This window comes from Paraflavitalea sp. (assembly GCF_059502485.1).
In genome coordinates this window covers 1,389,505-1,402,308 of sequence record NZ_JCACET010000010.1, presented here as the reverse complement: position 1 = coordinate 1,402,308, position 12,804 = coordinate 1,389,505, and the positions used below count along the sequence as shown (strand labels likewise).

The window sequence follows — 12,804 nt, the reverse complement described above, 5'->3', positions numbered from 1 at the left end:
CCACATGTCTGCAGAAAAAATATTGTCTGATTGGAAAAAAAAACAGTTTAAGCCCGTTTATTGGCTGGAAGGAGAAGAAGATTATTTCATTGATAAGGTAGTTAATTATGCAGAGCATCATATCCTGAGCGAGGCGGAGGCAGGGTTCAATCTTACCATCTTTTATGGTAAGGATGCCAATTGGCCCGACATCATCAATGCCTGTCGCCGGTATCCCATGTTTGCCGACAAACAAGTGGTTTTGTTAAAAGAAGCACAACAAATGCGGGATATCGATAAGCTCGAGCCTTATATAGAAAATCCTTTAAAGTCTACCATCTTCGTCGTATCATATAAAGAAAAAAAAGTAGATGGCCGTAGTAAGCTGGCCAAAACCCTGAAAGAAAAAGGGGAGATGCTGACGACCAAAAAAATGTATGATAACCAGTTGCCCGACTGGACCAACGAGCTCGTACAATCCAAAGGTTATTCTATTTCCCAAAAAGCTTTGTTGCTGCTGGTGGATCATATCGGCAACGACCTGAGCCGCATCAACAATGAGATCGACAAGATGCTGGTGAACCTTGGTGACCGCAAAAGCATTACAGAAGACGATATTGAAAAGTATGTAGGCGTAAGTAAGGAATACAATCCTTTTGAACTACAGAGTGCGGTAGCTTCGCGCGACCTGTCCAAGGCCATGCGTATCATCCAGTACTTCGAGGCCAATCCCAAAGCGGCGCCCATACAGCTTGTGTTGCCAACCTTGTACAACCTCTTCAGTAAAACCTATATGATCTTTGGGCAGAACAGCTCTGACGAAAAAACCATTGCAGCCAACATCGGGGTCAATGCGTGGTTTGTAAAAGATTACTTACTCACTGCCAGGAACTATAAATACGAAGGTACAGAAGGCGCTTTGCTGTTATTGCATCAATATAACCTCAAAAGTATTGGGGTCAATGATGTCGGTACTTCCGATGCATCCTTGTTGAAAGAGATGGTAGCAAAAATGATGGCATAAATGCTATAATCCGAAGTAACGTAAGCTGACTTGCTTATCATTAGCCAGCGCTACTTTGAGGGATTCCAGGCCATCGAACTTTTCTTCTGCGCGGATATATTGCTTTATGTATACACGGAGTGTGCGGCTATAGATATCGGCATTAAAGTCAAACAAGTTCACCTCGATGGTACGCCTGTTATCGGTAATGGTAGGACGTATACCAATGCTCATCATGCCTTTTAGTGAGTTATGGCCTTCCACTTCTGCAGATACTACATAGATACCATTACCCGGCACCAGCTTTTCTTCATTTTCAATGCGAAGGTTAGCAGTAGGATAGCCCAGTACCCTCCCCAGTTTGTTGCCTTCCACTACGGTGCCTTCAAAAAAGAAGTCATAACCGAGAAGGGTATTGGCCTGCCCGATATGGCTTTCGAGGAGGGCTTGCCTGATGCGGGTGGAACTGACGGTATTTTCATCGATCACATGGCCTGGTATTTCCAGGAGCCGGAAACCCAGTCGCTCGCAATAAGTCTCCAGGAGCTTGTAATTGCCTGTCCGGCCCTGTCCAAATCGATGGTCATAACCGATAATGATCGTATGGGGGTGGAACTTTTCGATCAGGAAATGCTCTATATATTCCTCCGGGGTTTGTTGGGCGAAAGCAGGGGTAAAAGGAACAATCACCAGGTGGTCGATACCGTTCTTGTCCAGCAATTCAATCCTTTCTTCGATGGTATTGAGCAGGTGGAAAGCAGGCTGCTGGCCCGATACCACCTTGCGGGGGTGGGGGTGGAAGGTGATGATAACCGTTTCACCGCCTATCCGCCTGGCCTCCTGCTTCAGTTGCTCCAATATCTGCTGGTGACCCAGGTGTACCCCGTCGAATGTGCCTATGGTTAGCACTGCCCGGTTAAAGGCAGGTATATTATCGATTGAATAATAGACTTTCATAAATGCGGTGCTAAATTAGTCCGAAAGTCGGAAAGTCGGTAAAGTCAGGAAGTATCTTTGATTATTTATCGACATTCTTTCCGCTTTCGGGCTTACTGATTTACGGTCTTTCGGACTTTTCTTAGTTTTGCCGGATGAGTCTATATTCACAGCGGGGCGTTTCTGCTCAGAAAGAAGAAGTTCACAAGGCTACCGAGAAACTGGACAAGGGCTTATATCCCTATGCTTTTTGTAAAATATATCCCGATTACCTTACCGGTGATGCCAACTGGGTGAACCTGATGCACGCAGATGGCGCCGGCACCAAAAGTATCCTGGCCTACCTCTATTGGAAAGAGACTGGTGATATCAGCGTGTGGAAAGGCATTGCGCAGGATGCTATCGTCATGAACCTCGACGATCTCCTGTGTGTAGGTATCCACGACAACCTCTTATTCTCCTCTACCATCGACCGCAATAAAAAGCTCGTTCCGGGCGAAGTGTTGGAAGTAATCATCAATGGCACCCAGCAAATATTCGACGAACTGAAGCAATATGGTGTCAACATCCATTTCCTGGGTGGCGAAACAGCCGACGTAGGTGATGTAGTGCGCACGATTGCGGTAAACGGTACCATGACAGCCCGCTGGCCTAAGAACAAATTGGTGACCAACGAAAAGATACAACCAGGTGATGTGATTGTAGGGTTCTCCAGCTTTGGCCAGGCCAAATATGAGACTGCCTACAACAGCGGCCTCGGCAGCAACGGACTCACCAGCGCCCGCCATGATGTATTGGGTAAGTTCTATGCACAGCAGTACAAAGAATCATACGAAAACTCACTGAGCGATGAAGTCGTTTATATAGGGCCACACAGAATGACCGACCGGCTTCCGGCTCCCTATGCCGAGCTCAACGTTGGTCAATTGCTCCTGAGTCCTACGCGTACCTACGCGCCGCTGCTCAAGCAACTGTTCGAAAAACAGTTTGATGATATCCACGGCCTCATCCACTGCAGTGGTGGCGGACAGACCAAGTGCATGAAATACCTGCCCGGCGATTTCCGTATTGTAAAAGACAACCTGTTTGAGCCGCCTGTTATTTTCCAGGTCATACAAAAAGCCTCTGGCAGTGATCTGCGGGAGATGTACCAGGTATTCAACATGGGCCATCGTCTTGAAGTATTCACTACCGAAAAAGCGGCTGCCGGCATGATCAAAGAAGGTGAAGCATTAGGTATTGAAGCAAAGATCGTAGGCAGGGTAGAGGCAAGTGATAAGAAGGAATTGGTGCTTAAGATTGGCGGAGAAGAGATCGTTTACTAATTGAACAAGCAATCAGCACAGGTTGCTGAACATGATAAGCGAAAGCGGTACTTTCTACACGAAGTGCCGCTTTTTTATTAGATAGAATAAATAATAAGGGGCAAGTGGAAACCTGCCCCGTGTTAACAAAAGTTAACTTGCGTATAGAAAAAAAAGATTGAATTCAGTGTTTAAAAGACACGTAATGAAGTGAAATGTTTCAAGGGCTATGCCATTTTATGAAACATTGATAATCAATAGTTATTAAATAAATTAGTACTTCCTGGCTGACCGGTTACGATACATTATGTGCGCGTTTACGGACGTTCGCTATTGCTACAGGATAAGTTGAAAGGACATCTATTACGGTTGCCTGAAAACGTTATGCGAAGAAGGTTACAAACCACCGGCCATAGAAACTATGGCCGGTGGTATTAAGGCGAATGATAAAGTGAGCGTTATTAGTCTTCTTTTTGCAATTTGAAAGTAGCTTTAAAATAATAGCGGGCAGGAGTTACTTTGGTACCTTCCCTGAAAGGAGTGGTATTTTTTGCGGCGATCCGTAAGACCTCGTTCTTCATTTGTTGTTGTAAGTTTTCCGCACTTATGGTATTACCTGTTTGTTTGGAATACCCTACAATTACAATTTCCCATATTTTCCCTTCTACGGCAGTAGGTGCTTTATCGAATACTTCATAGTCAACCGGTTTACCGGATTCATCCAGTTTGAAAGAATACCATACAGAACCCTGGCCATCATTTTCTATCATGTCTTTGGGATAACGAAAGTTCTTGTTGAAAAAGCGTTGCAGTGTTCTGATGGTGGTATCTTCTCTGTACTCAAAGTTTGATGGCACGCCGACCACGTTTTTCTGGTAGTCCTGTATGGCCTGCAGTTGCAAGTCGATCTTTTTCAGGCGTTCTCCCTTTTGTGGATCATTGCCGGCTTCAAGCTCTTTTTTGAGAAGCGACAATTGTTTTAATTCGGTTTGTAGCTTCTGATGATCCTCATCGGTATAGTAACCCGTTTTATCATCTTTATAGTAGCGGGTCTTATCGTCGGTATAGTAACGAGACTTGTCATCGGTGTAATAACGGGTCTTGTCATCCTTGTAGTAATGGGCCTTATCATCCGTATAATAACGGACATCATTTTTGACAATCTTCTCTTTAAGAACGAATTCCCGCTTTGCCTGTAATTGCTTTTCCTGCATTTTCAGGTCATTCAATTCCTTTTGCAGCACGATGTCCATGTGCTCATCTTTTGTTTTATTCTGTTTCAGGATCTTCTGCAGCAATTCCTGCTTTTCCCGAACGATCTGCAACTCTGACCCTTTGAAACGCTCTTCAACAAAAAAGAATTCCTTTTCTTCCTTTGTTGGTGCTGTTGCCTGTGCCTGTTTCCATTTTTGCACTTTAATATAGGGCTGTGGAGCGGTGTCTGTAACAGACGCTATATTAAATCTATCAGTGTTATCCTGCTTTAGCGTAGGGGATTGCTTGTTTTCACCAGCATACAGGGCCAGCGAAAAGAAAAGTGTTATAGACAATGGGAGCACCATTACGCGGCTCCAGTAGCCATATTTTGTTTGATTAAGCTGAGTGATCATGGTAATTCGTCTTTTTAATTGATGTTGAAAAAACGGATGTGCAAGCGAGGCTGCGCGCGAAGCCATTACCTGCTCAACCAGTAATTCGGCATATTGATAGCGGTTGCTGCCGGAAGCAGCATATTGATCGGCCAGAAATTCGTGAATAGCTTTCAGTTCTTTCTTGATAAGATAAAAGAACGGGTTGAACCAACACAGCATCGTGATGATCTCTGCCAGCAGGATATCTGCAGTATGCTTCTGTTGCACATGAAATAGTTCGTGCCGGAATATCTGTTGTCCCTGCTGACTATTAAAATTCAATGCATCGTTCCAGAAGATAGACCGGAAGAAAGAAAAAGGCGTACCTGGTTCCTGTGTCTGGTAAAACTTCAGATCATTTACCCGTTCAAAAGGATACCGTTGCGATATCTTCCGGATGTATCCCAATGATCGGCCAAGCATGAACAGCAACACCAGGATACCCAACCCATACACCGTCCAAACCAGGTTGCCGGCCGTAAACAGGGTACTTGCTTCCTGCGTTGGAGAAGCCTGAGCTACTACTGGCGATACGGTAATGACCTGTGCAGTCCGGTATACTACCTGGTTCAGTGTGCCGGAGTCTTCATTGAACACCGGTATCTTGAACAACGGCAATACCAGTGAAAGTACAAGTGCTCCCAGCAGGTAAAACCGGTTATAATGATGGAAACGTTTGTTTCGCAGGAACAGGTGGTAATAACCAAACAGGATGCCTGAACAAAGGATCACTTTCAGAAAATACAACAGTATGCTCATACAACTGATTTGAGAGGTGATGGTCAACTATTTGCCGTAATCAGGATTATGTTCATTATAATTGAAGGAACGTACCAATTGGTGGCCGTCTCCCAGTCTGTCGAATTCAATGCTCAATTGTTGATTGGGTAACTCGAATTGCCAGGTTTCTGCATCCTTCTTGACAAAGATGTTTGTGGGTTTGCCGAACAATTGTGTGATCATCTCTCCGGTGGTTTGGCCTTCCTTGATGGATTTTACCTGCTCATAGCTGAGCTTTTGAGCAACAGATTTTCCAAACTGCACGTAGTTGAACGATTGGATGGTATCAGTATTTCTGTCAAACACGATGCGAAGTGATTTCCCGCCCGCCGTATAACTCCATACACTTTCGCCGGTCGAAAGCGTCTTTTGCCTGGGGGCGCCTAATTTTTCCTGCACCTGTTTCATATTAGTGATCTCTTTTTGCAGAAGCCTTGCGATAGTGATATCAGGCCCGTTCCCGGGGACTTCTTTAATAGTCTTGAATTCATAGACGGGCATTTTTTGCAGCTTAGTGCTTTTTACAGCAAGCATACCGCGATTGTCCGTAGCAAAATACATTTCCGCAGATAAGCCTTCAGGTAGTTTAGAGGCAACCTGTTGTGCCTTTACAGCAATCGTTCCGGCAAGCACCAGCACTACAGGCAGTGCCATAATCCGGCTCAGGTAGCCGAATCTCGTTGGGTTGGATGATAAGATCATGGTAATACGACGTTTTATGGGATGAGTGAAAAAATAGTGATTAAGCATTCTGTTATTGGCCTGGGCCACTTGAAGCACCAACAACTGGGCATAATCCGAAGGGTCGCTGTCGGCAGCAGCATATTGGTCGGCCAGGAATTCATGAATGGCCGATAGTTCTTTCTTCAGCAGCCAAAAGAAGGGATTGAACCAGCAGCCAATTAAAACAAGCTCAGTCAGCAGAATATCCAATGAATGCAACTGTCGGCAATGGAATACTTCGTGCCGGAAGATCTTTTGACCGGCTGTACCGGAAATGTCCAACTGCTGATTCCAGAATATGGAGCGGAAAAAAGAAAAAGGAGTTCCCGCGGCTGTAGTATTGTAAATAAGCAGCCCATTTATAGACGATGGCCGATACTGCCTGTGCAGGCGGAACAATTGATATAGGGCACGCACCAATGTTAGCAACAGCCAGGCTGCTCCGGCCCAATATAAGATCCAAAGGCAGTTTGCAGTGGTGATCATTGGTGTTGCCTCGATCTTATTAACTACAACAGGAATTGCCATTGTAGTAGGAGTGGGCGCACTTTCAGTTGGTAAGCTAATGGCCTGCACCACCCGATAGGCGGTCGACTGAACCGGTGCCTCCGGATCAAAGATTACCGGTAGGCTTGCCAACGGCAGCAGCAGCGATAGCGCCAGCGTGCCCAGCAAAAAGAACCGGTTATAGTGGTGAAACCGCTTGTTGCGGAGGAAGAGCCAGTAATAGCCCGTCAGTACTCCCGAGCAGATCACCATTTTGAGGAAATAAAGCAGGAACACCATAATTACTTGTTTTGGGCGTCACGGATTTGTTGCAGCAGAGCCTCCAGCTCTTGCTGGCTTAGTTTATTGTCGCTAACGAATTGCGATACCAGCTTGGCAGGAGAGCCTTCAAAATACCCTTTAACCAGCTGGTTCACGCTTTTCTTGCCATATTCTGTCTTGCTGATCCTTGGTTTGTACAGGTTGTTCCTGCCCTGCACCTCATACTCTATAAACTCCTTCTCTACCAGGATCTTCAAAATGGTGGCTACCGTGTTCGAATGGGGCCTGGGCTCTGGAATGTGCTCCATTATATCCTTCAGGAATCCTTGGCCAAGGTCCCATACAACCAGCATTACCTGTTCTTCTGCTTTGGTGAGCGGCTTCATAACTAATTTTTTAGTTGTAGCTCAAATCTATAACTAATTTCTTAGTTACAAAATAATATTTTAGGTTATTCACAATTTTTTTAGAGACGGATTTTGAAGCACAGGAATCTTGTAGTTACATCGTCTATAGTAGTGTTGGCGCGGTTTTCAGCTTATCACACGCAAACAGGCACAAACGTTTGCGTTGACATTCAATCCGGAATCTACCCTTAACAGCTTTGTTTTTATCCACAAAGGCTATGAGATTTCGTGATTGCGTGTTATTTTTGCAGACGGTTCTGGACGGATCTAACACATTAACAGCTCATTTTGCGGTTGATTTGCAACCTCCCCCTGAACTTTTCAGTCTATTTACTGTTGATACTGTACCCTGCCCCCAATTGACAGTTATTATTTTTCACTTAGAAATTTGATATGAGACAGCTCAAAATTGCTACCCAGATAACTAATCGCGACTCGCAGGCAGTAGAGAAATATCTGCAGGAAATTTCAAAAATCCCAATGATTACTCCCGAAGAGGAGACTGTACTGGCCCAGCGGATCAAGATGGGGGATCAGAAAGCGTTGGATAAGTTAGTACAGGCGAACCTACGTTTCGTAGTATCCGTAGCCAAGCAGTATCAGCACCAGGGCCTGTCCCTGAGCGATCTGATCAACGAGGGTAACCTCGGTCTGATCAAGGCGGCACAGCGTTTCGACGAAACCAAAGGTTTTAAATTCATCTCCTACGCGGTATGGTGGATTCGTCAGTCTATCTTACAGGCATTGGCTGAACAAGGCCGTCTCGTACGTTTGCCCCAGAACAAGATCGGTACTTACAATAAAGCTAATAAGGCTTACATGGCCTTCGAGCAGGAGCATGAGCGTGAACCAAGTACCGAAGAGCTGGCAGAGCTTCTCGAAATGAGCGAAACCGAGATCAATAATATCTTCCAAAGCAATACCCGTCACACTTCCCTCGATGCCCCTGTGCACGAAGCAGAAGATGTGGCTATGGGTGACCTGCTGGAAGGTGGTGATGATACAGATGATGATGTGATGAAAGACTCCCTGCGTAATGAAATACGCCGGGTGTTGAAATCACTCAGCCCACGTGAAGCAGAGATCGTAAACGCCTATTTTGGCCTGGATGGCGAAAATGGTGTTACCATCGAGCAGATCGGACAGAAATACGATCTTACTAAAGAGCGTATCCGCCAGATCAAGGAAAGGGCTATCAAACGTTTACAAAAGGCCCGCTACAGCAATGCATTGAAAGCCTATTTAGGTTAGTAATAGTACGTTAATCAAATAAAAGCCCGGTATGGTGAAAACCTGCCGGGCTTTTTGTTGCTATCTTTATAGCGTATGAGCATGATCGCGCGAATAAGTATGGCACTAATACTGCTGGTAGCCCTCGCTGCCTGCGAAAAAGCCATCACCTTTACGCCCCGTAATGCAGAGCCCGTAGTGGTCATAGAAGCTACTATCGAGAATGGCGAGGCACCCACAGTCATTCTTTCACGCAGCCTCAACTACTTTAGTGAACTATCGCCCGATTCCCTGGCCAACTCGTTTATCCGCAATGCCGAGGTCTATGTGTCCAATGGTGTCAAAACACACCGCCTGAAGGAATATGCTTTCCCCGCTAACAATGGTTATACAGTATATTATTACTCCATCGACTCGGCCAACCTGGCCACAGCCTTTGAAGGCGAATTCAATAAAAGCTACTCCCTGCAGGTAAAAACAGGAGGCAGGGAATACACAGCCACTACCACCATCCCGGCACTCACCAAAAAGATCGATTCCCTTTGGTGGCTGCCCGCACCCAATAATCCCGACTCATCGAAAGTCATCGTTATGAGCCGCACCACCGATCCGCCCGGCTTTGGTAATTATATCCGGTATTATACTCAGTCCAATGCAGAGTTCTTCTACCCCGGCCTAAATTCGGTATTCGACGACCAGATCGTGGACGGGAAAACCTATGATATCCAGATAGAACATGGCGTGGACAGGAATCAGTCGATCGATTTGGAGGAATATGCCTTCTTCTACCGGGGTGATATAGTCACGGTCAAACTCTGCAATATCGATAAAGCTACTTTCGACTTCTGGCGTACGATGGAGTACAATTATAGCAGCATCGGCAACCCGTTCTCATCACCCGTAAAGGTGCTAAGTAATATTAAAGGGGGCGGCCTGGGTTACTTTGGCGGCTACGCTGTTCAGTACTATACGTTGGTCATCCCGCAATGATTAGTTGATAAGTTTACAGGTTTAAAGGTTGAAAAGGGGGGTACTGCGAGTTTTTGTCCTGTCAACTTATCAACTTATTAACTTTTCAACTGCTCCCGCCCTTTTCAACCTGTCAACATATCAACCCGTTAACTGTTATAATAAGGTTATGCACAAGGAATCAAGGTTTGCCAAACCGGGCATTTTGATAACCCTTTTGCCTTTATTTTTGCCAAATTTCTTTTTAACACGCTACTATGGAAAGTGAAAAAGTACACTGTTTAATTATAGGATCAGGACCAGCAGGATATACAGCAGCTATCTATGCCGCAAGGGCCAATATGAAACCTGTGTTATACCAGGGCATCCAGCCTGGCGGTCAGTTGACGATCACCACCGAGGTGGAGAACTATCCCGGTTATCCGGATGGTGTACAAGGCCCCGAAATGATGATCCATTTCGAAAAACAGGCTACCCGCATGGGCGCAGATATCCGCTTTGGACTGGCTACTAAAGTAGACTTCTCTCAGCAGCCATTTAAAGTATGGATCGATGATGAGAAGCTGCTGGAAGCAGATGCAGTAATCATTGCAACCGGAGCTTCTGCCAAATGGCTGGGCCTGGAAAGCGAACAACGCCTCAATGGCTTTGGCGTTAGCGCCTGCGCCGTGTGCGATGGCTTTTTCTTCCGTGGTAAAGAAGTGGCGATAGTAGGAGCAGGCGATACAGCTGCAGAAGAAGCTCTTTACCTGTCTAAACTGGCAACTACAGTGCATATGTTCGTACGCCGTGATAGCATGCGCGCTTCCAAGGTGATGCAGGAAAGAGTACAACGTACACCAAACATTAAAGTATATTGGAATACGGAAACCGAAGAAGTAGTAGGAGAGAACAAAGTGGATTCGGTACGTATTAAGAATATCAAGACCAACGAATCACAAACAATTCCCATCAGTGGTTTCTTTGTGGCCATTGGGCATGAACCCAATTCAGCTGTTTTCAAACCATTCCTCGACATGGATGAAGCAGGCTATATCAAAACCATTCCCGGTACTTCCAAAACAAATGTGGAAGGCGTATTTGCTGCAGGCGACGTACAGGATAAGATCTATCGCCAGGCTGTAACGGCCGCCGGTAGCGGCTGTATGGCTGCCCTTGATGCAGAACGTTACCTGTCAGCCAAAGGGTTGGTTTAATTGCAATTAGTAGAAATACTGTGTTGCAACCGAAAAAATAACATTACAATTCCTTACTTCTTTCTAATTTGGCCCCCGTTCCGCAAGGCGGGGACCAAATTTCATGTATGGTTACTATTGAGCTGCACAACATTAGGTTACAGGCGTATCATGGTCTTTATGAAGGTGAACAGAAAACAGGAAGCCCTTACGAGGTAAGCCTGAAAATATCGTACGACGAGGGGCATGTTAAGTTCGACGACCTGAAGAATACCATCAATTATGTGGATGTATTTGAGGTGGTAAAACAAAGGATGAAGGTACCAACTCCCTTACTGGAAAAAGTTGCCGAAGGCATCATCCGGAAGCTCAAACATCAATACCCATTCACTACCGAGATCATCATCTCCATTTACAAATTAGAGCCACCCATCGAAAACATACAGGGCAAGCTGGGCATCACCATGCACAAAAAGTTTGAGTAGCTATATCTCCTTCTTCTTCCATTTTCCACTTCTAATATACCAATAGGAGAGGGTAAACATGGAAATCCAGTATAGCCCCTCAGACATCCAGCCCCAGATAATGGACAGGTTGAATACTTCCAACACGAGGTATACGTAGGTGCTATAAAGAATAATAGCTACGGCTTCAATGCCCAGGTTTACCGTCGAATTACCGGTGCCGGTTACAGCGTTCAGCCATATGGTAGAAAAGGACATCAATACCAGTGCACACGATACCACTCTTACAACAGGGATTGCATCAGTAATGAAACCTGGGTCTTGTCCATAAACAGATAGCAGTACCTGTGGGAAAATGTTTAGCAGGATCGCAACAACTACAGCAATGCTGAAACTAAGACGCACGATCTTTTTTACCAGCGTGATCACGAGGTCTTTTCTGCCCTGGCCAATGATGTTGCTCACCATTGTATTGGAAGTAGCAGCGAAAGCCCAGGTAAACACCCCGAAGAAACCAAACAGGTTGCGCATGGCATTGGAAATAGCCAGGTCGCGGTTGCTATGTCCGGCGGAATAACCATGCCGCTCGATGAGGATATAAAAGAATATCCAGCTGATGATGCTGATGGCATGTTGAAAAATAAGTGGAGAAGACTGTACCAGAATGAGCCTGGAAATAGCTTTATTGTACTTGAAGTGCTTATATAGAGAAAAACGTTTGCTGATCCCTTTTCGGTGGATCACGGCAAACACCACAAACATGCCGGTGGCTTCAGCAATCACTGAAGCAATAGCGGCGCCGTTGAAGCCCAAATGAGGAAACCCGAGCTTGCCATAGATGAGCGTATAGTCAAAGAAAATATTAGCGACAGTCTCTGCTATCGTACCGATCACGAGATACTTACTTTGGTTGGTGCCTACCAGCAGCGCATTGCGCATCTGGTAAATAAATAAGAAAGGCAATCCCCAGATGCGGATATACAGGAAGCTCATGGATTGCTTCAGCACGTTTTCATCATGCAGCGAGAACTTCAAAATGGCAGGAGCCAGCAGGTAAGTAATGGCAATACCAATTACGGCAATGGTGAGCGCGATCCGTACACCTTGCGAAAACAGTTTACCGATCTCTTCTACGCGGTTTTCCCCGGCACGGCGTGAGATCAATGCCTGCAACCCATTGTTCAAACCAGCACCAATAGCAGCGAAAATGAGATAATATACACCCGTCAGGCCGGCGGTGCCCAATTCCTGTTCACCCAGCCCGCCCAGGAAAATATTATTCGTAATAAAATTAATCTGAGGTACCAGTAAAGCAAAGCTGATCGGCAATGCGATCTTCAATATTTGACGGTTGGAAACTTCTACCCGTAGATCATCTGATAAAACAGTGGCCATAACTTAATTAGCTACCCCCTTAATGCTCATGTGCTTTTGG

At 45.6% G+C, this 12,804-nt stretch carries 11 protein-coding genes; 6 read left to right on the top strand and 5 right to left on the bottom strand.

Annotated elements, in window-relative coordinates:
• Window positions 1–4 precede the first annotated feature (4 nt).
• Complete coding sequence (gene holA, locus AC5JBY_RS22820; protein WP_495906972.1) at window positions 5–1,003, top strand: DNA polymerase III subunit delta; 999 nt, start codon at window positions 5–7, stop codon at window positions 1,001–1,003.
• A 3-nt stretch (window positions 1,004–1,006) separates the two neighbouring features.
• Here holA and AC5JBY_RS22815 read toward each other — a convergent pair whose 3' ends face one another.
• Window positions 1,007–1,939 (bottom strand): bifunctional riboflavin kinase/FAD synthetase, encoded by a 933-nt coding sequence (locus AC5JBY_RS22815; protein ID WP_495906971.1) that lies wholly within the window; start codon window positions 1,937–1,939, stop codon window positions 1,007–1,009.
• Between the two features lie 134 nt (window positions 1,940–2,073).
• Between AC5JBY_RS22815 and AC5JBY_RS22810 the strand changes: the two genes are divergently transcribed.
• Window positions 2,074–3,243, top strand: coding sequence for an AIR synthase related protein (locus AC5JBY_RS22810; RefSeq protein ID WP_495906970.1), 1,170 nt, complete (start codon window positions 2,074–2,076; stop codon window positions 3,241–3,243).
• A gap of 440 nt (window positions 3,244–3,683) precedes the next feature.
• On the opposite strand, the gene AC5JBY_RS22805 is transcribed toward AC5JBY_RS22810, so the two are convergent.
• The 3 genes from AC5JBY_RS22805 to AC5JBY_RS22795 are packed head-to-tail and all read right to left on the bottom strand — an operon-like array spanning window position 3,684 to window position 7,510.
• Window positions 3,684–5,612, bottom strand: a complete 1,929-nt coding sequence (locus tag AC5JBY_RS22805; RefSeq protein WP_495906969.1) for a M56 family metallopeptidase — start codon at window positions 5,610–5,612, stop codon at window positions 3,684–3,686.
• A 27-nt stretch (window positions 5,613–5,639) separates the two neighbouring features.
• Entirely contained in the window at window positions 5,640–7,142 is a 1,503-nt protein-coding gene (locus AC5JBY_RS22800) for a M56 family metallopeptidase (RefSeq protein ID WP_495906968.1), read from the bottom strand.
• Window positions 7,143–7,144: 2 nt separating this feature from the next.
• A complete protein-coding gene (locus tag AC5JBY_RS22795) occupies window positions 7,145–7,510 on the bottom strand; it encodes a BlaI/MecI/CopY family transcriptional regulator (RefSeq protein ID WP_495906967.1) in 366 nt (121 codons plus the stop codon).
• 414 nt (window positions 7,511–7,924) lie between these two features.
• Between AC5JBY_RS22795 and AC5JBY_RS22790 the strand changes: the two genes are divergently transcribed.
• The 4 genes from AC5JBY_RS22790 (at window position 7,925) to AC5JBY_RS22775 (ending at window position 11,390) form a co-directional block, all read left to right on the top strand.
• Entirely contained in the window at window positions 7,925–8,782 is an 858-nt protein-coding gene (locus tag AC5JBY_RS22790) for a sigma-70 family RNA polymerase sigma factor (protein ID WP_014217201.1), read from the top strand.
• Window positions 8,783–8,881: 99 nt separating this feature from the next.
• Window positions 8,882–9,751: a DUF4249 family protein gene (locus AC5JBY_RS22785; protein ID WP_495906966.1), complete on the top strand. Its 870-nt coding sequence runs from the start codon at window positions 8,882–8,884 to the stop codon at window positions 9,749–9,751.
• Between the two features lie 236 nt (window positions 9,752–9,987).
• Window positions 9,988–10,926: a thioredoxin-disulfide reductase gene (trxB, locus tag AC5JBY_RS22780; protein WP_495906965.1), complete on the top strand. Its 939-nt coding sequence runs from the start codon at window positions 9,988–9,990 to the stop codon at window positions 10,924–10,926.
• A 107-nt stretch (window positions 10,927–11,033) separates the two neighbouring features.
• The gene (locus AC5JBY_RS22775; RefSeq protein ID WP_495906964.1) at window positions 11,034–11,390 is read left to right on the top strand and encodes a dihydroneopterin aldolase; all 357 of its coding nucleotides are present in this window, start codon (window positions 11,034–11,036) and stop codon (window positions 11,388–11,390) included.
• Here the strand turns inward: AC5JBY_RS22775 and AC5JBY_RS22770 are convergent, their stop codons facing one another.
• Window positions 11,391–12,764, bottom strand: coding sequence for an MATE family efflux transporter (locus AC5JBY_RS22770; protein WP_495906963.1), 1,374 nt, complete (start codon window positions 12,762–12,764; stop codon window positions 11,391–11,393).
• Window positions 12,765–12,804: the final 40 nt, after the last annotated feature.